This is a genomic window from Microbacterium sp. (assembly GCF_051860965.1).
GTDB lineage: Bacteria > Actinomycetota > Actinomycetes > Actinomycetales > Microbacteriaceae > Microbacterium.
Genome location: NZ_JBIMKU010000001.1, coordinates 172,340 through 193,303, shown reverse-complemented (window position 1 = coordinate 193,303; position 20,964 = coordinate 172,340). Strand labels below are relative to the sequence as shown.

Sequence of the window (20,964 nt, the reverse complement as noted above, 5' to 3'; positions counted from 1 at the left end):
CTGCGCGACGACTTCCGTGAAGGGGTTCCGACCCGGAGCCCCTCACGGAAGGATCAGACCATGAAGTACATGATGTTCGTCGTCTCGTCGCTCGAGCCGGATGCCGTCTCGGACGAATCCGATGTCAACCTGTGGGTCGACCCGCTCGACGCCGCGGGCAAGCGGATCATCGGCGAGGTGCTCGCGCCGCCCAAGCAGTCGACCGTCGTCCGCGTGCGCGGAGGCAAGGTGCTCACGACCCAGGGCCCGTTCGCCGAGACGAGCGAGGTCATCCTGGGATTCGACATCCTCGAGGTCGAGGATCTCGACGAGGCGATCGAGATCGCGGCGAAGCATCCCATGGCCCGCAACGGTCAGATCGAGCTGCGCGCCTTCATGGACTGGGGCGAGTGACGGCTCACCACGACTGCTGGGCGGTGAAGTCCCACCCCCGCGTGACCGGCTGACCGGCTCCGCCCTTCGCGTCGGTGGGTACCACCGTCATGCGCGTGCGCCGCGACCGGACCTCGAACACGTCGTCGAAGCCCGGCGCGGAGCCCGCGACATCCAGCCGCGCGATCTCGACGTCGTCGAGATCCCAGCGGATGACGCTGTGGCGGTCCTCGCCGGAGCGGACCACATCGAGGACGGCCGTGGGCAGATGCCTGCCGTTCGCGACGAACTCGAAGAGCACGGGGGTCGCGATGCTCGTGGGCGCGGAGACGACGAGTGGATGCTGCGTCGCCTTCCCCCGGCCGGCTCCGCCGCAGGCGTGGGCCGCACCGGACTGATCGAGTCCCCACGTCGCACTCGTGAGCTCGATCCAGTCCTTGTGATCTCGGTCGGCCGACGCTCCCACGATGCCGGGCAGATGCAAGAAGATGTCGACGGTCATGGTCGCTCCTTCGTCCGGCGCCAGCCTGCCACTCGGCACGCTCGAGCGCCAGACACCCCGACTGCTCACGCCGCGTTCACCTCGACGACACGTCACCTCACTACTCAGGAGGAGTCCCCCTCCCACCCGAACTGAGGATGAGAATGAACTCTGCCTTCTCGCGTCGCCGCTGCGCCACCGTCGCAGCCGTCGCCGCGGTCTCCATCGCCGCGTCACTCGTGCTCGCCGCTCCCGCCGGCGCTCGGGTCGTCGACGCCCCGATCGCGTACTCGTCCGACGACGCGACGCTCGCGATCACGCCGATCGGCACCTACGAGACCGGCGTCTTCGACGCCTCGGCCGCCGAGATCGTCGCGTTCCACGGCACGCGCCTCTATGTCGTCAACGCCCAGGCGGGCGTCGTGGACGTGCTGGATGCCTCGAACCCCGCCGCTCCGACGAAGCTCTACACGATCGCGGGCGAAGGCGTCGCGAACTCGATCACCGTGCGCGCGGACGGCCTCGGCGTCGTCGCGTTCGAGAACCCGACCAAGACCGAGCCGGGCTCGATCCTGTTCTTCGATGCGGACGCGCCCGAGCCGGTCGTCCTCGGCTCGGTGACGGTGGGCGCGCTCCCCGACAACGTGGAGATCTCGCCCGACGGCACGTACGCGGTCGTCGCGAACGAGGGCGAGCCCGACGACGACTTCGCGATCGACCCCGAGGGTTCGGTGAGCGTCATCGCGCTTCCGGCGACGAAGGCTGCGCCGGCGCAGAGCGCTGTGCGGACGGCGGACTTCCACGAGTTCGAGATCGGCGGATCGAAGACGCTCGACTCGGCCGTCCGCGTCTTCGGTCCGACGCCGCACGGCGACGATCTGCCCGTCTCGCGCAACCTGGAGCCGGAGTACATCGCCGTCGACGGCGGCACCGCGTACGCCGCGCTGCAGGAGGCGAATGCCGTCGCCGTGATCGACCTGGCGTCGGCGACGGTGACCGACATCTGGCCCCTCGGCTTCAAGGACCACGGTGTCGCGGGCAACGGCATCGACCCGAGCGACCGCGATCCGCAGGGAGCGTCGACATTCAACGTGCGCACGTTCGAGAACCTCTTCGGCATCTACAACCCCGACGGCATCGTCGCCTACCAGGCCGGCGGGCAGACCTTCCTCGTCACGGCGAACGAGGGCGACGTGCGGGAGTGGGGCGACTACGTCGAGGCGACCCGCGCGAAGGACATCGCGAAGAACGGCTACGGCCCCGTGAGCGCGCAGCTGAAGGCGCTCCTGGGCGACGGCGACCTAGGCCGCCTCAACGTCAGCATCGAGGACGGCTTCAACGAGGAGACGGGTCAATACGAGGCGCTCTACACCTACGGTGGTCGCTCGTTCTCGATCTGGACGACCGAGGGCACGCAGGTCTTCGACTCGGGCGACCAGTTCGAGAACATCACGTACGTGGCGAATCCGGCCTACTTCAACTCGAACCACTCCGAGGCGAACTTCGAGGGTCGCAGCGACGACAAGGGCCCCGAGCCCGAGAACCTCGCCATCGGCGCGGTCGGCGGACGCACGTACGCGTTCATCGGTCTCGAGCGCGTCGGCGGCGTGATGGTCTTCGACATCACCGACCCCGCCGGTGCCGCGTTCGTCACGTACGTCGACAACCGCGACTTCACGGTCGACCAGACGACGTCCGCTGCCGGTGACCTCGGTCCGGAGGGTCTCGAGTTCATCTCGGGTGCCGCCTCGCCGACGGGCCTGCCGCTGCTCGCCGTAGGAAACGAGGTGTCGGGCACGACGACGCTCTTCTCGCTCACCGACCTGACGCCCGACACGGCGCGACCCGTCGTCGCGCTCGGCGACACCGGTGGGAACGTCTTCGAGGGCAACGCCGTGACGCTCACGCTGAACGCGAGCGACGACCGTGCTCTGACTGCCGTCGTGGGCACCATCACCCGCGACGGCGAGGTCGTCAAGCACACGCAGCTCAAGGTCGACGGAGCCGCGCGGGCGACGCACACGATCGACCTCTCGAGTGTGGTCAAGGGCGGTCTGCCGGTCGGCGATTACGTGCTCACGTTCTCCGCGAGAGATGCCGCTCGCAACCAGTCGGAGCCGCAGGACTTCGCCTTCTCGATCGTCGACACGACGCGGCCCGAGGTCGTCCTGGTCACGCCGACCGCTGCCGCCGTCAAGAAGCTCAAGATCCAGATCGACGCCACCGACGCCCAGGGTCTGCAGCGTGTCGTCGCGAACGTCTACAGGGACGGCAAGCTCGTGACCTCGACGCAGAAGGATGCCAAGGGCAAGACGTCCGCGACGCACAAGGCGACGGTCGAGCTGGCTGACGGCACCTACCAGGTCAAGTACAACGCGCAGGACCTCTCGGGAAACGTCTCGAAGACCGGCACCTACACGGTGACCGTCGACTCCACGAGGCCGACCATCACCGTGAAGGACGGCGCGACGTACACGCGGGAGGCACGTCGCGGCTACGAGCTCGTGAGCTTCAAGCTCTACGACGCCGGAAAGGTCGCGCGTCTGACGCTCAACGGCGTGGAGAAGGATCTGACCGACAACGCATGGTCCGATCTCAACTTCGTGAAGCCGGGGAAGTTCGGCGCGGTCGCGGGCGCGAACGTCCTCGTCGTCTACGACGTCGCCGGAAACGCGCAGCGGCTGAGCTTCCGCCTCGCGGGCTGACGCGGCATCCATCCACCGGAACGGGGGCCCTCACGAGGGGACCCCGTTCTTCTCCGCCAGAAGGTCGGGATTCCGCGCAGATAGTAGGAAGTCCATGTAAACTCGGATCCAGCGCCGACGACGGCGCCCCCCGTCCCGAGCGCGACCCACGAAGACGCGCACGGTCGATCCTGGAGACACCGATGTCGATGACACTTCCCGCATCCGCCCTCACCGCCGACGAACGCGACGCGATCCTCGAGGCCGTGCGCGACTTCGCCCGCACCGAGCTCGCGCCGCACGCTCTCGACTGGGACGAGCGCAAGCACTTCCCCCGCGACACCGTCCAGCGAGCCGGAGAACTGGGACTCGGCGGCATCTACGTGCGCGAGGATGTCGGGGGCGCGGGGCTCGGTCGCTCCGAAGCCGTCGCGATCTTCGAGGAGCTCGCGAAGGGCGATCCTGCGATCGCCGCGTACATCTCGATCCACAACATGGTCGCCTGGATGATCGACGCCTACGGCGACGACGCGCAGCGCAACGAATGGCTGCCGCGTCTCACCGCGATGGCCGATCTCGGCAGCTACTGCCTCACCGAGCCGGGGGCGGGGTCGGATGCCGCAGCCATCGCGACCAGTGCGATCCGATCGGGTGACGAGTACGTGCTGACCGGCGTCAAGCAGTTCATCTCGGGCGCGGGCGAAGCATCCGTCTACATCGTCATGGCGCGCACGGGCGAACCCGGAGCGCGCGGGATCACGGCCTTCCTCGTGCCCGCCGACGCTGCGGGACTGTCGTTCGGCCCGAATGAGAAGAAGATGGGCTGGAACGCGCAGCCGACGCGTCAGGTGATCCTCGACGAGGTGCGCGTGCCGGTTTCGAGCGTGCTCGGGATCGAGGGGCAGGGGTTCAAGATCGCGATGTCGGCGCTCAACGGCGGCCGGATCAACATCGCCGCGTGCTCCCTCGGCGGCGCGCAGTGGGCGCTCGACAAGGCCACGGCGTACGTGCATGAGCGGTTCACGTTCGGTGAGCCGCTCGCAGAGAAGCAGAGCATCGTCTTCACGCTCGCCGACATGGCGACCGAGCTGCGCGCGGCGCGTGCGCTGGTGCGGGATGCCGCGGCCGCCGTCGACTCAGGGGCCGACGACGCATCGCTGCAGTGCGCGATGGCCAAGCGCTTCGCGACGGATGCCGGCTTCTCGGTCGCGAACCAGGCTCTGCAGCTCCACGGCGGCTACGGCTATCTGCACGACTACGGAATCGAGAAGGTCGTGCGCGACCTCCGCGTGCATCAGATCCTCGAAGGGACGAACGAGATCATGCGCGTCATCATCGGCCGTGAGCTGCTGGGGCCGAAGCGATGACCCGCATCGCCTTCCTCGGGCTCGGGCACATGGGCCTGCCCATGGCGAAGAACCTCGCAGCATCCGGTCACGACGTCATCGGGTTCAACGTCTTCCCCGCCGCAGTCGATGCCGCCCTCGACGCCGGTCTCGCCGTCACGCTCTCGGCGCAGGCCGCGGTGGACGGCGCCGAGGTCGTCATCACGATGTTCCAGTCCGGCGCGCAGGTCGTCGCCGCCTACCTCGGGTCCGACGGTGCCGATGGTCTGGTCGATGTCGCTCCGCCGGGCACACTGTTCATCGACTGCTCCACCATCTCGGTCGAAGAGGCACAGGAGGCGCACCGCATCGCCGGGATCGCCCGGCACCGTTCGCTGGACGCTCCCGTGTCGGGCGGCGTCGTGGGCGCCGAGAATGCGACGCTCGCATTCATGGTCGGAGGCTCCGACGAGGACTTCGAAGCCGCCAGGCCGCTTCTCGAGGCGATGGGCCGCCGGGTCGTGCACTGCGGCGGCGCGGGCCTCGGCCAGGCCGCGAAGGTGTGCAACAACATGATCCTCGCGGTCTCGCAGATCGCGGTGGCCGAGGCGTTCGTGCTCGGCGAGCGACTCGGACTCTCGCATCAGGCGCTGTTCGACGTCGCATCGAACGCCTCGGGGCAGTGCTGGGCTCTGACGACGAACTGCCCCGTGCCCGGACCGGTGCCCACGAGTCCCGCCAACCGCGATTATCAGCCGGGCTTCGCGGGAGCGCTCATGAACAAGGACCTCGGGCTCGCCGAACAGGCCATCTCGCTGACGGGCGTCGACGCTCGCATGGGTCTGCTCGCCCGCGAGATCTACCAGGAGTTCGCGGCAGGCGCCGGGGCAGGGCAGGATTTCTCGGGGATCATCAACACGATCCGCGCCGACAGCGCCGCAGCCTGAGGAGAGCCATGACCTACGAGACCATCATCGTCGAGACCCGAGGTCGCGTCGGCTGGATCACGATCAATCGCCCCGAGGCGCTCAACGCCCTCAACACCCAGGTCATGCTCGACATCGTCGCGGCATCCACCGCGTTCGACGCCGATGACGCGATCGGCGCGATCGTCGTCACGGGGTCCGAGCGCGCGTTCGCCGCCGGCGCCGACATCAAGGAGATGGAGTCCAAGTCGGGGCTCGAGATGATCATGGGCGAGCACTTCGGGCAGTGGCAGCGGTTCGCCGACCTCCGCACGCCCGTCATCGCCGCCGTCTCGGGCTACGCCTTGGGAGGGGGGTGCGAGCTCGCCATGATGTGCGACATCATCCTCGCCGCCGACACCGCGAAGTTCGGCCAGCCCGAGATCAACCTCGGCGTCATCCCCGGCATGGGCGGCTCGCAGCGGCTCCTCCGGGCCGTCGGCTACTACAAGGCCGCCGAGCTGATCCTCACGGGGCGGATGATGGATGCCGCCGAAGCCGAGCGCTCCGGACTCGTCTCGCGCGTCGTGCCCGCTGCCGAACTGCTCGACGAGGCCGCGAAGGTCGCCGAGACGATCGCGGCGAAGTCGCTGCCCTCGGTCTACGCCGCGAAGGCCGCGCTCGACGTCGCGATGGAGACGCCCCTGGCCGAAGGCCTGCGCTTCGAGAAGCACGCGTTCGCAGCCCTGTTCTCGACCGAGGATCAGAAGGAGGGCATGGCCGCCTTCCGTGAGAAGCGGTCGCCCGAGTTCACCAATCGCTAGAGCGGATCGGGCATGGGTCGCGGGTCTTCGAAATCGCCGGCGTCCTTGCGCAGCCGCGCGATGATCGAGACCAGCTCGTCCGTGTCGTCGGCCGACAGCCCGGGTCGCGTGAAGACCTCGTCGTTCAGCGCCGTCGTCGCGCGCTCGGCGAGGTCGCGTCCGGAGTCGGTCAGCGTGAGGAGCGTCGCACGTCCATCCTCGGGATGCGGCTCCCGCACGACGAAGCCGTCCCGCACGAGTCGGTCGACCGTGTTCGTGACGCTCGTGGGGTGCACCTGCAGGCGCGCGATGGCGCTCGCCATCGGCATCCGGCCCTCACGCGTGAAGGCGAGCAGCCGCAGCATCTCGAATCGTGCGAACGAGAGCCCGAACGGCTTCAGCGCGCCATCGATGCGCGCGAGCAGGATCTGCTGCGCGCGGATGATCGAGGTGACGACCGACATGCCGGGCGCGGCATCCGCCCACCCGTGCGTGAGCCACTGGCGCTTCGCCTCGGCGATCGGGTCGACCGGCAGTGCTCCGCGACGTGCCATGGTCCTCCCTTCGCCGCCTTCCACGCTACTGGTTCGCAGTGCGCAACGAACGCGCGCAGGGCTGCTCGCACGGAACAATAGAATCGAAGAGGCAAAGGAGCGCTACGCATGAAGATCGTGGTCCTGGTGAAGGAAGTCCCCGATACCTACGGGGACCGCAAGCTGAATCTCGAGACGGGGCTGGCCGATCGTGCGGCGTCCGAGACGGTGCTGGACGAGATCGGCGAGCGTTCGCTCGAGGTGGCCCTGTCGTATGCCGACGGCCACCCCGACGCCGAGGTGGTCGTGCTGTCGATGGCTCCGGAGTCGGCGGCCGCGACCGTGCGCAAGGGCCTCGCGATGGGCGCCGGCTCCGCCGTGCAGATCGTCGACGAGGCGCTGCGGGGCGCCGATCTGGGGCTCACGGCCGAGGTGCTCGCCGCGGCCCTGCGCAAGACCGGTTTCGACCTGGTGATCACGGGCAACCAGTCCACCGATGGCTCGGGCGGTGTGCTCTCGGCGTGGATCGCCGAGCTCCTCGACATCCCCGCCGCGCTGTACCTCACGTCGGTCGAGATCGGCGAGTCGTCGGTCACGGGCGTGCGGGCGACGGATGCCGGCACCGTCGAGGTGACGGCGGAGTACCCCGCGATCATCTCGATCACCGAGGCGATGCCCGACGCGCGCTTCCCGAACTTCAAGGGCATCATGGCGGCGAAGAAGAAGCCGTTCGAGACGCTGTCGCTGGCAGACCTCGACGTCGATGCGGAGGATGCCGCGGCGTCCCGCTCGATCATGATCGCGCTCAGCGAGAAGCCCCCGCGCGCCGCCGGGGTCAAGATCGTCGACGAGGGCGACGCGGGCGAGAAGCTCGCGGAGTTCCTCATCCAGAACCGGCTCGCGTGAGGTGGGTGGCATGACTTTTCCTGCGGATTCGATCCTCGTCTTCCTCGATGTGATGCCTTCGGGCGAGCTCGCCAAGTCGGCAGCGGGCCTGCTGGGTGCCGCGTCCCACGTCGGGACACCGGTCGCCGTGGTCGCTGACGAGGCCGCTGCGGCCGAGGCCGGTGCGCTCGGCGCCGCGTACGTCGTGACCGCGCCCGGCGACCACGTCGACGCGCTCGCCGCGGCGGCCGCCGTCGTGCAGCCCGATGCCATCCTCGCCGCGCACTCCATCGAGGGGCGCGAGACGGCCGCCCGCTACGCCGCGCGGACGCGGTCGGCGCTCGCGGTCGACGCGGTCGGCGTCGTGCGTGACGACGAGGGGGTCGTCGCTCAGCACTCCGTCTACGGCGGGGCCTACAACGTGCAGTCCACGGCGACGTTCGGCGCCCCCGTGATCACCCTCCGACTCGGAGCAGTGGATGCCCGGGCCGAGGCCGTCGCCTCGCCCCAGGTGCAGGCGATCGAGGTCGAGGCATCCGGTCGCAAGAAGGCCTCCTTCGGCGCGACCGAAGAGGCCGTCGTCTCGTCGACCAGGCCCGAGCTGCGCGGCGCAGGCAAGGTGGTCTCGGGCGGTCGTGGGCTCGGCTCCGAAGAGAAGTTCTCCCTCGTCAACGATCTCGCCGATGCGCTCGGCGCTGCGGTCGGCGCCTCGCGCGCCGCCGTCGATGCAGGATACGTGCCGCAGACCTACCAGGTCGGCCAGACCGGCGTCTCGGTGTCGCCGCAGCTGTATGTCGCTCTCGGCATCTCGGGGGCGATCCAGCACAAGGCAGGCATGCAGACGGCCAAGACGATCGTCGCGATCAACAAGGACGCCGATGCCCCGATCTTCGAGATCGCCGACTTCGGCGTCGTGGGCGACCTGTTCACCGTCGTGCCGCAGCTCATCGCGGCGCTCGAGGCGAAGAAGGCGTAACCCGGGATGGCGTCGTACGGGCAGACTCTGCGTCGTGGGCTTCCGCGGCGCCCCGGCGGCGAGCCCTGGCCGCCCGCGGGCGACGCCCCGATCGACGCGTCGGACGACCGACCCGCCGCTGAGCCGGCCGCGTCGGCGGCAGAGACGGTCGCGGTCGCATCCGCCCCTGCCCCCGCCGTCGACCCGACTCCGGCCGGCGCGCCGGCCGCTCCGGCGAACGCCGCACCGGCCCCGGTCGCCGCGACATCGACCCGCGCCGTACGCCGCGGCCTCCCGCGCATCGCCGGCGGTGAGCCGTGGCCCGCGGCATCCAGTGTCGCTCCCGCCGCGGCCGCCGTCGCCCCGGCTTCGACAGCCGAGCCTGTCGAAGCCGCCGCCGTCGTCCCTCCGGCGCCCGCCCCTGCGAGCGCCGCCGCCGCGGCCGCTCCGGCCTCGACAGCTCCGGCCTCGACTGCTCCTGCCGAGGCGGCTCCTTCGGCCGGCTCCGCTCTGCGCCGCGGACTCCCGCGCGTCGCCGGCGGCGAGCCGTGGCCGCCCGCCGGGTTCGCGCCATCCGCAGCGATCGCGGAGGAGGTCGTCGTCGAGGCGGTCTCGCCGCACGGTGCCGACACCGTCCACCCCGAGCGTCCGACCGAGGTCGCGGTGCCCGCGGCATCCATCGACGTCTCGACGCCGCTGCCGTTCACACGCACCGTGTGGCAGGGCGCGGCCGCCCGGCGGTTCGAGGCGGAGCAGCGCGCGGGTGTGAAGCTCGAGACTCCCGAGCCGCAGCGGTACGGGCCGTTCACCAAGCTCCAGTGGGCGGGCGCGGTCATCGTCGGCGGCGGCGGCCTGCTGTTCGCCGCGGGGATGGCCGTCCTCGCGGTGCGGTGGCTGCTGTCCACGGCGTGGGGTGTCGACTTCCTGACCGCCTACCCCGGCGAGTACCACCTGCCCGAAGGGGCGCCCGTCGGCTTCCCCGCATGGCTGGGGTGGCAGCACTTCTTCAACGCCTTCCTGATGGTGCTGATCATCCGGTCGGGTCTGCAGGTGCGCACCGAGAAGCGTCCGACCGCGTTCTGGACGCCGCGCAACAAGCCCAAGGGCAAGATCAGCCTGAACCTCTGGTTCCACCAGAGCCTCGACATCCTGTGGCTCGTCAATGGTGTGATCTTCATCGTCCTGCTGTTCGTCACCGGACAGTGGATGCGGGTCATCCCGACCTCCTGGGAGGTCTTCCCCAACGCAGTCTCGGCGATCCTGCAGTACATCTCGCTGGACTGGCCCACCGAGAACGGCTGGGTCAACTACAACGCGATCCAGCAGATCGCCTACTTCGTGACGATCTTCATCGCAGCTCCCGTCGCGGCGATCACAGGATTCCGGATGTCGGGCCTGTGGCCCAAGAACGCGAAGGGGCTCAGCAAGGCCTACCCCATCGAGTGGGCGCGGGCCGTTCACTTCCCGACGATGCTGTACTTCGTCGCGTTCATCGCCGTCCATGTCTTCCTCGTCTTCGCGACCGGCGCTCTGCGCAACCTGAACCACATGTACGCGGCGCAGGGCTCGGTCGATCCGAACGCGTACGCCGACAACTGGACCGGCTTCTGGTTCTTCGTCGCCTCCCTCGTCGTGATCATCGCCGCCTGGATCGCCGCGAGACCCCTCGTCCTCGCCCCCATCGCCAGGCTGTTCGGCAACGTGAGCGGACGCTGATCGATGGTCGAGGCGCAGGAGTGGACGCGTATCGTGACGCGCGTCCTCGCGCCGAATCCGGGGCCGATGACGCTCGACGGCACCAATTCCCTCGTCATCCGCTCTGCGGAGAGCGAGACATCGGTCGTGGTCGACCCGGGGCCGGACGACGGGCACATCGACACGCTGCTCGGTCTCGGCCCTGTCGAGCTGATCCTCCTGACGCACCACCACATCGATCACACGGAGTCCGCGGAACGTCTTTCCGCCGTGACGGGCGCACCCGTGCGCGCGGTGGATCCCCTGCTCTGCCGCGGTGGCGAGCCGCTCCACGACGGTGAGCTGCTCCTGGCCGCCGGCACCCGCATCGAGGTCGTCGCCACGCCGGGCCATACGGCCGATTCGGTCTCGTTCTTCCTGCCGGAGGACGCGTCGTCGATCACGGAGCACCCGGGGTCGATGATCACGGGCGACACGATCCTCGGCCGGGGGACCACGATCATCGCCCGGCCCGACGGCTCACTCGCCGACTACTTCCGGTCGCTCGACCACCTCGCGGCCTTCGGCGCGATCGCGGTCGTTCCCGCACACGGCCCGATGCTCGCCGATCTCGCGGATGTCTGCCGCCGCTACGCCTCGCACCGCCGCGAACGGCTGACCTCCATCACCGCGGTGCTCTCGGCTCTCGGCCTGCCGCCGACGACCGATCCGGGCACGGTGACCGCCGTCGTCGATGCCGTGTACGACGACGTGCCGACCGAGGTGCGGTTCGCCGCCGAAGCATCCACCCTCGCGCAGCTCGAGTACCTGGCGGATCACACCGGGGGATAACCCGAAGACGAGTCTCCGGCCACCACGGGAGCGCTCGCGCACCGGCTCGGCCTACCGTGGGCGTATGACCACCCAGATCGTCAGTCCGGCCCCATCGGTGACGGCACCGCGAAGAGTCGCCGCCGCCATCGCCCACCTCGCCGCGCTCGGCGTCGTCGGCCCGGTCGTGCTCACGATCCTCGGCACGTTCCTCGGCCTCGGCGTGGGCCTGCTCGTCGTCTTCCTCATCGGCATCGTGTTCCTGCTCGGGCTCGTCTACATGCTCTACGGCGTCGCCTGGTTCGAGACGGCGCGCATCGACGGACTCTACGGCTTCGGCCTCCCTGCCCGACGGCTGCGGACCAGCGGTCGACCGGGCTTCGGCGGATTCCTCCGCAGCCTGTGGCTGCAGCTCATCGACCCGGGCAGCTGGCGCGGCGTCGCCAACTTCACGATCGCGACCGTGCTCGGCTGGATCGTGGTCGGCCTCGTCGGCATCTTCGCGTCCGGCGTGGTGCTGACCTTCGCGCCCCTCTACGCGGATGGTCAGGCCGTCCCGCTCGTACGCACCGGCATCGACGTCCCGGTCCTCTGGGCCGTCCCCGTCGGCCTGATCGCCGCCGTGCTCGCCATCGCCGCGATCGTGGGATGCGGCATCCTGCACGGCGTGCTCGCCCGCGCGGTGATGGTCCCCTCGCGCGAGGCGCAGCTCGCCGAAGCCGCCCGCACCTCCAGCGTGCAGCGCGCCGGAGCCGTGCGCGCGGCGGACGTGGAGCGCACGCGCATCGAGCGCGATCTGCACGACGGCGTCCAGCCGCGTCTCGTCTCGGTGGGCATGACGCTCGGGCTCGCGCAGCAGAAGCTCGAGAGCGATCCCGAGGCCGCGAAGGCGCTCATCGCCGAGGCGCACACCTCGACCAAGGCGGCGATCACCGAGCTGCGTCAGCTGGCCCGCGGCATCCACACCTCCGTCCTCGACGACCGCGGACTCGATGCCGCGCTCTCGGCGCTCGCCGGCCGCTCGGTCGTGCCGGTGCACCTGGATGTGCGCATCGACGGACGCTGCAGCCGTGACACCGAGGCGGCCGCGTACTTCGCGATCGCCGAAGCCCTCACGAACGCCGCGAAGCACGCTCATGCGTCCGAAGTGCGCGTCGTCGTGCGGCGTCGCGACACCGGCGTGCTGTGGGCACGGGTCGAAGACGACGGCGTCGGCGGCGCCCGCATCCTCGCCGGCGGCGGACTCGACGGCATCGTGAACCGCATCATCGCGGCGGGCGGCGATGCCCGCATCGACAGCCCCGTGGGCGGACCGACGTCGGTGGAGGTGAGCCTGCCGTGCGCATTCTGATCTGCGAGGACTCGGCCCTGCTGCGCGAAGGTCTCGTCCGCGTGCTCGAAGACGCGGGCCACGACGTCGTCGCGGCGGTTCCGGATGCTGCGGGCCTGGACGAGACGGTCGACGAGACCGCCCCCGAGCTGTGCATCCTCGACGTGCGTCTTCCGCCGACGTGGACCGACGAGGGCATCCGCGCGGCGCTCTCGCTCCGGACGCGGCTGCCGAAGCTCGCAGTGCTCGTTCTGTCGCAGTACGTCGAGGAGCGGTACGCCGCCGATCTCGTGACCGGCGACGGAGGCGCACTCGGCTACCTCTTGAAGGACCGCGTCGCCGACGTCGCCGACTTCCTCGACACGATCGAGCGCATCGGCGCCGGCGCGACGGTGCTCGACCCCGAGGTCGTCGCGCAGCTGCTGAGCAGACGGACGCGGGACGACCGGATGCTGCGCCTCACCGACCGTGAGTCCGCCGTCCTCGCCTTGCTCGCCGAGGGGCGCTCCAATCAGTCCATCGCGCAGACCCTGCACGTCACGGAGGGAAGCGTCGAGAAGCACATCACGAGCATCTTCCAGAAGCTCGGACTCGAGCCCGACGAATCGGGCAATCGGCGGGTGCTCGCCGCCCTCGCCCACCTCGAACACGGGGGCAGCGGCCCCCAGGCAGGAACGAACCGATGACCACCACGCTGAACCCCCCGCCCGTCGTTCCCGGACCGCCCGCCGCGCAGGGGAAGCCGCCGTCGTCCGGTGCCGGGCGCGTGATCACGATCGTGATGATCGCGGTCGGCGCCGTCGTCATCCTCGGTGCGATCGCGTCGGCCGTGTTCGCGACCGTCGCGGCCGCCTCGGCGCGCACGACGTCGTCGAGCCTCGCCGTGGATGGCGTCACCGACCTCGACGTCGATGTCTCGGCGGGATCGCTGCGGATCGAGTTCGCCGACGTCCCCGAGGCGGAACTCGACGTCACGAGCTCGTGGGGCCTCGCCCGCTGGACGCTCGAACGCGAGGGCGATGATCTGACCGTCGCTTCCCCCGACGGCTTCTTCGCCGGCGGCTGGCTCTGGGGCGGCACGGGCGACGCCGTGCTGCGCCTGCCCCGCGCGCTGGAAGGAGCGGACGCCGACTTCGGTCTGTCGGCCGGAGACCTGCGCGTCGACGGCGCATTCGGTGCCCTCGATCTCGAGCTGGGGGCCGGGAGCGCCGACATCCAGGGTTCGGCGCGCGAGCTCGACGCCCAGATCAGCGCGGGGAGCGTCGACCTCGACCTCGCCGACGTCGACGCGGTGTCGATCGGGCTGAGCGCGGGGTCGATGGATGCCGTCCTCACGGGCGCGCAGCCCCGCTCGATCGAGGCCGAGGTGAGTGCCGGCGACCTCGACCTCACCGTGCCCGAGGGGCGCTACAACGTGGTGTCCGACGTCTCGGCCGGGGACTTCGACAACCGGATCGACTCGACCTCGAACGCCCGCAGCACGATCCGCGTGCAGGTGTCCGCGGGTTCGGCCACGCTCCGCGCGGGCTGACCCCGTCCGAGCTACGCCGAGGGAGCGCGGCCCGCCGCCAAGCCCTCGGCGTAGGCCTCGTCCGCGCCGAGGCGGAACATGTCGCGCTCGAGGGGGCGGACGATCGATCGGGCGCCCGGGAGATCGAGCGATCCGACGAGGTCGGCGCGGCCGCGCACGACGGCGACCGGCAGCTTCGCCGCTTTGCCCTTGACCAGATCAGCGGCGGACGCGAGCTCGTCGGCGACGCAGGGCATCGTGACGACGAGCGGGCGGCCCTCGGCATCCGTCTGTCCGCGCAGATCCTCGAAGACATGCACGCCCGCGGACCCGATCGCCGAGTCGGTCTGACCCTCGCGCCACGCGCGGCCGAGGGTGTCGGTCACGAGCACGCCGACCTCGACGTCGAGGAGCGTGCGCAGGCCCGTCGCGATCGCGCGGGCCGAGGCATCCGGGTCCACCGGCAGCAGCAGGACGGTTCCCTCGGGGGTGTTGGATGCGTCGACCCCCGCCGCAGCGGACACCATCCCGAGCCGGTTCTGCACGATGCGCGTCCGGCCGCCGTTCGGGGTCTCGCGGGTCGCCACGACGCGCACGGTCTCGGCGGTGATCGCGTCTTCGCGGTCGTCCGCGGCGACGATGCGCCCCTCGGCCTTCGAGACGATCTTCGACGTGACCACGACGATGTCGCCGTCCTGAAGATCGCCGCGCGCAGCAGAGGCGATCAGTGCGACGAGGTCATCGCCGGGAACGATCTCGGGAATGCCCTCGAGGGCCCAGACGGAGAGCATTCAGCGGACGAACCGCACCTCGGTGAGCGTCTCGCCGAGGAAGGGCTCCGTGTGCGCCGCGCCGTCCAGGGCGAACCCGTTGCGCACGTAGAAGCGGTGTGCGCGGGGGTTGTCCTCGGCGACCCAGAGGTAGGACTCCTCGTCGTCGGGCACGACGGCGTCGAACAGACGCTGGCCGATACCCGTGCCGTGGAACGCGTCGAGCAGGTAGATGAAGTAGAGCTCGCGGAACCGCGGGGCGTCCTTGTCGCGAGCCGGACCCGAGCCCGCGAAACCCACGATCTCGCCGTCGACGAGGGCGGCGAACATCTTGAAGTCGGGGCCCTGGACCGCCCAGTGGGTCCACAGCTCGGCGAGGCGCTTGGGCGAGACGGCCTCGAGAGCGGCCTTGCTGATCAGGTGGTCGTACGTCTCGTGCCAGCACGTCGCGTGGACGCGACCGAGTGCTTCCGCATCCACGTCGCGGACCGGACGGACGACGATGTCGGTCTGGAGTTCGGCAGCCATGGCCAGACTCTACGCGCGCCTCGCGACGACGCGAAATCGAACCGATTCGCCGAATCGGCGGACAGAAACTCGCCGAGCCTGCTGTAGGAATCCGACATCCCTTTCGTCCGATCGGGCGCGTGTGGCTACCATCGCACCTCGTGAACGTGATCTGGCGCACCCTCCTGACGATCTGGCGCGCGAAGGCGCAGCTGCGCCGCAACGGCCCCCTCGCCCCGACGGCGATCGGCCGCGTCACGGTGCGCACGCTCCCGACCGACATCGATCTGCTCGGGCACATGAACAACGGTCGCTACGGCTCGCTGTTCGACCTGGGCCGGTTCGATCTGCTGATCCGCACGGGTCTGTGGGATCTGCTCGCCGAGCGGAAGTGGTACGCCGTCGTCGCGAGCGAGACCATCACCTTCCGCAAGTCCCTCGAGCTGTGGCAGTCCTTCACGGTCGAGTCGCGTCTCATGGGTCACGACGACAAGTCGTCCTACCTGATCCACCGCGCCGTCGTGGACGGCGAGATCTACGCCGAGATGATCGTGCGCGCGCGTTTCCTCCGCCGCAGCGGCGGGATCGTGCCCCTCGAGGAGCTGTTCGAGGCGCTGCACCGCCCGGATGACCTGCCCGAGCTCGAGCCGTGGGTGCGCGAGTGGGCCGAGGCATCCGCTCTTCCGTCGACCAAGAAGCCCGCGCCGAGCATCTGGCGCTGATCATCGGGCCGGGAACGCACTCCGCAGCGCGGCGAGCACCGCGCGGATGCCGGGCCGTGTCGCCGACGACGAGCGCAACGCGGCGAACACCTCGCGCGCATGCGCGCCGGGCAGATCGACGAGACGGACCGGCGGGGGCGAACCCGCCCAGACGAGGTCGGGCAGCATGCCCACGGCGACGCCGGAGCGGATGAGCCCGACGTGGGCGGTCAGGTCGGCGAGCTCGAACCGCACGTCGGGCTCGAAGCCCGCGGCGCGGCACTGCTGCACGGCCCACTGCCGGGCCGCGGTGCCCTGAGGCTCCAGGACCCACGCGCGGCCTGCGAGTGCGGGGAGGGCATCGGCGGGATCGGATGCCGGCAGAGCGAGCCTGATCGCATCGCTGCCGAGGAGCACGCGCTCGAGTCCCGCCTGGTGGGCCCGCGTGTGGCCGGGATACTGCTCGGCGATCACGAGGTCGAACCTGCGCGCCGACAGCTCGAAGAGCCCTTCTTCGGGAGGGAGCTCGGCGACCTCGATGCGCAGTGCCGGATCGAGCGCCGCAAGCGCGGCGGGCAGGATCGCATGGACGGCGGTCTGCATCGCGGCGATGCGCACGGGGGCGATTCCCGGCTGCAGGGACTCGAGCTCGCCACGGATCCCCTCCTCGAGCTCGAGCGCTCGCGCCGCGTGCTCCGCGAGCACCTCGCCGTGCTCGGTCAGCCGGACGCGGCGGCCGTCCGCCACGAGCAGCGGCACTCCGGCATCCTTCTCCAGCTGCGCGAGCTGCTGCGAGATCGTCGACGGACTGTAGGCGAGGGCCTCGGCGACGGCCGCCAGGGTTCCGCGGAGGGCGAGCTCGTGCAGGAGCCGCAGCCGCCTCAGCTCGAACATGAAGACCCTTCGAAGATGTCGATGAGTAATCATCGCAGATGATCGCTTTTCGCGATCGGTTGCGGACGGGATGATGGACGCGGTGGATGCTGGAACCACCCCGAACCGAAGGACCGCGATGTCGCCGCATCCCGCCCCCACCACCTCGCTCGCCGACGAGGCGATCGCGCTCGCCCAGCGCTGGACGACGGAAGCCGCCGGAGCCGATGTGGATCCCGCCGCGGAGCGACTGGCCGGCGTGCTGAAGGACCCCAACGGGCTGCCGTTCACGATCGGCTTCGTCGACGGGGTCATGCGCCCCGAGAGCCTCGCGGCCGCGGCATCCCATCTCCAGCGCGTCGCGCCGCTCGTGCCCGGATTCCTCCCCTGGTACCTGCGCTCGGCGGTCGCCGTGGGCGGCGCCGTCGCGCCCATGCTGCCCACGCCTGTCGTGCCGATCGCCCGGCGCGTGCTGCGCGAGATGGTCGGGCACCTCGTGGTGGACGCCCGCCCCCACAAGCTCGGCCCCGCGATCGCGAAGATCCGCGAAAGCGGTGCGCGACTCAATCTCAATCTGCTGGGCGAGGCCGTCCTCGGCGAGACGGAGGCGCTGCACCGGCTCGAGGGCATCCACGATCTCATCCGACGCCCCGACGTCGACTACGTCTCGGTGAAGGTGTCTGCGATCGCGAGCCACATCTCGATGTGGGCGTTCGATGAGGTCGTCGACAAGGTCGTCGAGCGGCTCCTCCCGCTGTACCTGAGCGCGCAGCAGGACGGTACCTTCATCAACCTCGACATGGAGGAGTACCGCGACCTCGACCTGACGATCGCCGTCTTCACGCGCATCCTCGGCGATCCGCGATTGCACGGTCTCGAGGCGGGGATCGTGCTGCAGGCGTACCTGCCCGACGCCCTGCCGGCGCTCGAAGGTCTCACCGCTTGGGCGCAGGAGCGCATCGCAGGCGGTGGGGCGCGCATCAAGGTGCGCCTCGTGAAGGGCGCCAACCTCGCGATGGAGCGGGTGGATGCCGCGATGCACGACTGGTCGCTCGCGACCTACGGGACGAAGCTCGACTCCGATGCGAACTACGTGCGCTGCCTCGATTTCGCCCTCGAGCCGTCGCGCACGGCGGCGGTGCGCGTCGGCGTCGCCGGGCACAACCTCTTCGACATCGCCTACGCGTGGCTCCTCGCGGGGCAGCGCGGAGTGCGCGACGGCGTCGAGTTCGAGATGCTGCTCGGGATGGCGCAGGGTCAGGTCGAAGCCGTCACGCGCGAGGTCGGGCACGTCCTCCTCTACGTGCCGGTCGTGCGTCCGGACGAATTCGACGTCGCGATCAGCTACCTCGTGCGCAGGCTCGAGGAGAACGCGTCGAGCGACAACTTCCTCTCCGCGGCCTTCGAACTCGCCGACGACCCCTCGATGTTCGAGCGGGAACGCGATCGGTTCCTCGCGTCGCTCGAGCGTGCGGCCGATCCTTCACTCCCGACGGGACCGAACCGCGCGCAGGATCGCACGGCCGACGTGGCTCCCGTCGCCCGGCTCACGCGGCCCGCGGCGTCGGAGGACGCGGGCCTGACGGAGGCTGTCCTCGGCATCGCGCGTTCCGCGTCGACCGATCCCGGCGAGACCGTGCCCGTGGCAGGGCCCGTCGATGCGCAGCTGTTCGGCGGAGAGGCCTTCGTCGACACGGCCGTCTTCTCGTCGCGCGAGTCGCGCACCGGAGCGCAGGGGGCGCCGGGGTTCCGCAATGCGGCCGACTCCGATCCGGCGCTGCCGGCCAATCGTGCGTGGGCTCGCGACATCCTCGCGCGCGTCGACGGCTCGACCGCCGGCGACGCGACGGTCGCGGCATCCCACGTCTCGGATCCTGCCGTGCTCGACGACATCGTCGCCCGGGTCCGCGCGGCGGCAGCCGTCTGGGGCGCGACCCCGGCGGCCGAGCGCGCCGTCGTGCTGCAGACGGCGGCGCGGACGCTCGAAGCGAGGCGCGGCGAGCTCATCGAAGTCGCCGCGTCCGAGACGGGCAAGATCTTCGCCGAGGCGGACGTCGAGGTCAGCGAAGCGGTCGACTTCGCGAGCTACTACGCCGCGACCGCCCGCGAGCTCGACAGCGTGAGCGGTGCCGTCTTCGAGCCGGCGAAGCTCACGGTCGTCACGCCGCCCTGGAACTTCCCTCTCGCGATCCCGGCCGGCGGCGTGCTCGCGGCCCTCGCCGCGGGCTCCGGCGTTCTGTTCAAGCCGGCGCATCAGGCTCGTCGCTGCGCCGCCGTCATCGCCGAGGCGCTCTGGGAGGCCGGAATCCCGCGCGACCTGCTCGCTCTCGTGACGCTCGACGAGCGCGAGCTCGGCACGCAGCTGATCTCGCATCCCGACGTCGACCGCGTCATCCTGACCGGCGCATGGGAGACCGCGGCGCTCTTCCGCTCGTGGCGGCCCGATTTGCCGCTCCTGGCCGAGACCAGCGGCAAGAACGCCATGATCGTCATGCCGTCCGCAGACCTCGACCTCGCGGCATCCGACCTCATCAAGAGCGCCTTCGGCCACGCGGGGCAGAAGTGCTCGGCGGCCTCCCTCGCGATCCTCGTCGGATCCGTGGGCCGCTCCCAGCGCTTCGCGCGGCAGCTCGTCGACGCGACGACCTCGCTCCGCGTGGGTCCGCCCACCGATGCGCTGAGCGAAGTGCCTCCCGTCATCGAGAAGCCGCACGGCAAACTCGCGTGGGCGCTCACGACCCTCGACGAGGGCGAGCAGTGGCTCGTCGAGCCCGCGCCGGTCGACCACGGCCCGGAGTACGCCGGCCGCTTCTGGCGTCCCGGCATCCGCACCGGGGTGCAGCCGGGCTCCCGCTTCCACCTCGAGGAGTTCTTCGGGCCCGTGCTCGGGGTCATGCACGCGAGCTCGCTCACCGAGGCGATCGAGCTGCAGAACGCCGTCGCGTACGGCCTCACGGCGGGGCTGTACACGCAGGATCCCGACGACCTCGACCAGTGGCTCGACACGGTGCAGGCGGGCAACCTCTACGTCAATCGCGGCACGACGGGCGCGATCGTCCAGCGCCAGCCGTTCGGCGGCTGGAAGCGCTCCTCGGTCGGCGCCGGCACCAAGGCGGGCGGACCGAACTACCTCATCGGCCTCGGGTCGTGGCGCGCGTCCGCCGGCGGACAGGCGTCGTCGACCCTTCACCTGCGCGGCCTCGACTCGCGTCTCACGACGATCATCGAGGCGGCGCAGCCCTCGCTCGGCTACGAGGAGTTCGAGTGGCTGCGACGCGGCGCTCTCTCGGACGCGATCGCGTGGGACCGCGAATTCGGCCAGGTCAAGGACGTCTCGCGCCTGGGCGTGGAGCGCAACCTGTTCCGCTATCGGCCGATGCCGGGAGTGACGGTGAGGGCGACGATGGATGCCGCGCCCCACGCGATCCTGCGGGTCGCGCTCGCCGGCGTCCGGGCCGGTGCCCCGTTCGCGATCAGCGCGGTCACGGGCCTTCCCGCGCCGATCCGGCGCGCGCTGTCGGACGTCGGCGTCGCGGTGTTCGTCGAGTCCGATGACGAGTGGCTCGCGCGCGCCGCGGGCGAGCGGCCGTCGCGGGTCCGATTCGTCGGGTCACCGGCATCCACAGCCCTCGCGCACCGCGCGCTCGCCGAGGCGACCGCCGGCGACCCCGACATCGCCGTGTACGACAACGAGGTGACGACGGCCGGCCGGCTGGAGCTGCTGCCGTTCCTTCACGAGCAGGCCATCGCGATCACCGCGCACCGTTTCGGCAACCCCGACCCTTGGACGGAGAAGGTCATCTGAGGCCGAGTTAGATAAACAAC

The 20,964-nt window shown here is 70.3% G+C and carries 19 protein-coding genes; 14 read left to right on the top strand and 5 right to left on the bottom strand.

Annotated elements, in window-relative coordinates:
* Positions 1 to 60 precede the first annotated feature (60 nt).
* Complete coding sequence (locus ACTIFV_RS00830) at positions 61 to 393, top strand: YciI family protein (RefSeq protein WP_439590907.1); 333 nt, start codon at positions 61 to 63, stop codon at positions 391 to 393.
* A 4-nt stretch (positions 394 to 397) separates the two neighbouring features.
* Here the strand turns inward: ACTIFV_RS00830 and ACTIFV_RS00825 are convergent, their stop codons facing one another.
* Positions 398 to 874, bottom strand: a complete 477-nt coding sequence (locus ACTIFV_RS00825) for an Hcp family type VI secretion system effector (protein WP_439590906.1) — start codon at positions 872 to 874, stop codon at positions 398 to 400.
* Between the two features lie 143 nt (positions 875 to 1,017).
* Here ACTIFV_RS00825 and ACTIFV_RS00820 point away from each other — a divergent pair, with 143 nt between their 5' ends.
* The 4 genes from ACTIFV_RS00820 (at position 1,018) to ACTIFV_RS00805 (ending at position 6,591) form a co-directional block, all read left to right on the top strand.
* Positions 1,018 to 3,558, top strand: coding sequence for a choice-of-anchor I family protein (locus tag ACTIFV_RS00820; protein WP_439590905.1), 2,541 nt, complete (start codon positions 1,018 to 1,020; stop codon positions 3,556 to 3,558).
* A gap of 182 nt (positions 3,559 to 3,740) precedes the next feature.
* Complete coding sequence (locus ACTIFV_RS00815) at positions 3,741 to 4,904, top strand: acyl-CoA dehydrogenase family protein (RefSeq protein ID WP_439590904.1); 1,164 nt, start codon at positions 3,741 to 3,743, stop codon at positions 4,902 to 4,904.
* Positions 4,901 to 5,809 (top strand): 3-hydroxyisobutyrate dehydrogenase, encoded by a 909-nt coding sequence (gene mmsB, locus ACTIFV_RS00810; RefSeq protein ID WP_439590903.1) that lies wholly within the window; start codon positions 4,901 to 4,903, stop codon positions 5,807 to 5,809. The genes ACTIFV_RS00815 and mmsB overlap by 4 nt, the downstream gene beginning before the upstream one ends.
* An 8-nt stretch (positions 5,810 to 5,817) precedes the next feature.
* Positions 5,818 to 6,591 (top strand): enoyl-CoA hydratase, encoded by a 774-nt coding sequence (locus tag ACTIFV_RS00805; protein WP_439590902.1) that lies wholly within the window; start codon positions 5,818 to 5,820, stop codon positions 6,589 to 6,591.
* On the opposite strand, the gene ACTIFV_RS00800 is transcribed toward ACTIFV_RS00805, so the two are convergent.
* On the bottom strand, positions 6,588 to 7,124 hold the full coding sequence (locus ACTIFV_RS00800; protein ID WP_439590901.1) for a MarR family winged helix-turn-helix transcriptional regulator: 537 nt from the start codon (positions 7,122 to 7,124) through the stop codon (positions 6,588 to 6,590). The genes ACTIFV_RS00805 and ACTIFV_RS00800 overlap by 4 nt on opposite strands.
* Positions 7,125 to 7,232: 108 nt before the next feature.
* On the opposite strand from ACTIFV_RS00800, the gene ACTIFV_RS00795 reads away from it, so the two are divergent.
* From ACTIFV_RS00795 to ACTIFV_RS00765, 7 genes are all read left to right on the top strand, one after another.
* A complete protein-coding gene (locus tag ACTIFV_RS00795; RefSeq protein ID WP_439590900.1) occupies positions 7,233 to 8,009 on the top strand; it encodes an electron transfer flavoprotein subunit beta/FixA family protein in 777 nt (258 codons plus the stop codon).
* Positions 8,010 to 8,019: 10 nt separating this feature from the next.
* Positions 8,020 to 8,964 (top strand): electron transfer flavoprotein subunit alpha/FixB family protein, encoded by a 945-nt coding sequence (locus ACTIFV_RS00790; protein ID WP_439590899.1) that lies wholly within the window; start codon positions 8,020 to 8,022, stop codon positions 8,962 to 8,964.
* Positions 8,965 to 8,970: 6 nt separating this feature from the next.
* Positions 8,971 to 10,659 carry a cytochrome b/b6 domain-containing protein gene (locus ACTIFV_RS00785; RefSeq protein ID WP_439590898.1) on the top strand — a complete coding sequence of 563 codons (1,689 nt, stop codon included), beginning with the start codon at positions 8,971 to 8,973 and terminating at the stop codon, positions 10,657 to 10,659.
* Positions 10,660 to 10,662: 3 nt separating this feature from the next.
* Positions 10,663 to 11,469: an MBL fold metallo-hydrolase gene (locus ACTIFV_RS00780; RefSeq protein ID WP_439590897.1), complete on the top strand. Its 807-nt coding sequence runs from the start codon at positions 10,663 to 10,665 to the stop codon at positions 11,467 to 11,469.
* Between the two features lie 64 nt (positions 11,470 to 11,533).
* Positions 11,534 to 12,799 carry a histidine kinase gene (locus ACTIFV_RS00775; RefSeq protein WP_439590896.1) on the top strand — a complete coding sequence of 422 codons (1,266 nt, stop codon included), beginning with the start codon at positions 11,534 to 11,536 and terminating at the stop codon, positions 12,797 to 12,799.
* Positions 12,787 to 13,464 carry a response regulator gene (locus tag ACTIFV_RS00770; protein WP_439590895.1) on the top strand — a complete coding sequence of 226 codons (678 nt, stop codon included), beginning with the start codon at positions 12,787 to 12,789 and terminating at the stop codon, positions 13,462 to 13,464. Before ACTIFV_RS00775 ends, ACTIFV_RS00770 begins: the two co-directional genes overlap by 13 nt.
* Positions 13,461 to 14,309 carry a hypothetical protein gene (locus ACTIFV_RS00765; protein WP_439590894.1) on the top strand — a complete coding sequence of 283 codons (849 nt, stop codon included), beginning with the start codon at positions 13,461 to 13,463 and terminating at the stop codon, positions 14,307 to 14,309. Before ACTIFV_RS00770 ends, ACTIFV_RS00765 begins: the two co-directional genes overlap by 4 nt.
* A gap of 11 nt (positions 14,310 to 14,320) precedes the next feature.
* Here ACTIFV_RS00765 and ACTIFV_RS00760 read toward each other — a convergent pair whose 3' ends face one another.
* Positions 14,321 to 15,079 carry a coenzyme F420-0:L-glutamate ligase gene (locus ACTIFV_RS00760; protein WP_439590893.1) on the bottom strand — a complete coding sequence of 253 codons (759 nt, stop codon included), beginning with the start codon at positions 15,077 to 15,079 and terminating at the stop codon, positions 14,321 to 14,323.
* Positions 15,080 to 15,586, bottom strand: a complete 507-nt coding sequence (locus ACTIFV_RS00755) for a GNAT family N-acetyltransferase (protein WP_439590892.1) — start codon at positions 15,584 to 15,586, stop codon at positions 15,080 to 15,082.
* A gap of 140 nt (positions 15,587 to 15,726) precedes the next feature.
* On the opposite strand from ACTIFV_RS00755, the gene ACTIFV_RS00750 reads away from it, so the two are divergent.
* Positions 15,727 to 16,287: an acyl-CoA thioesterase gene (locus tag ACTIFV_RS00750; RefSeq protein ID WP_439590891.1), complete on the top strand. Its 561-nt coding sequence runs from the start codon at positions 15,727 to 15,729 to the stop codon at positions 16,285 to 16,287.
* Here ACTIFV_RS00750 and ACTIFV_RS00745 read toward each other — a convergent pair whose 3' ends face one another.
* On the bottom strand, positions 16,288 to 17,160 hold the full coding sequence (locus ACTIFV_RS00745) for a LysR family transcriptional regulator (protein ID WP_439590890.1): 873 nt from the start codon (positions 17,158 to 17,160) through the stop codon (positions 16,288 to 16,290).
* A gap of 118 nt (positions 17,161 to 17,278) precedes the next feature.
* On the opposite strand from ACTIFV_RS00745, the gene ACTIFV_RS00740 reads away from it, so the two are divergent.
* The gene (locus ACTIFV_RS00740) at positions 17,279 to 20,944 is read left to right on the top strand and encodes a proline dehydrogenase family protein (protein WP_439591375.1); all 3,666 of its coding nucleotides are present in this window, start codon (positions 17,279 to 17,281) and stop codon (positions 20,942 to 20,944) included.
* Positions 20,945 to 20,964: the final 20 nt, after the last annotated feature.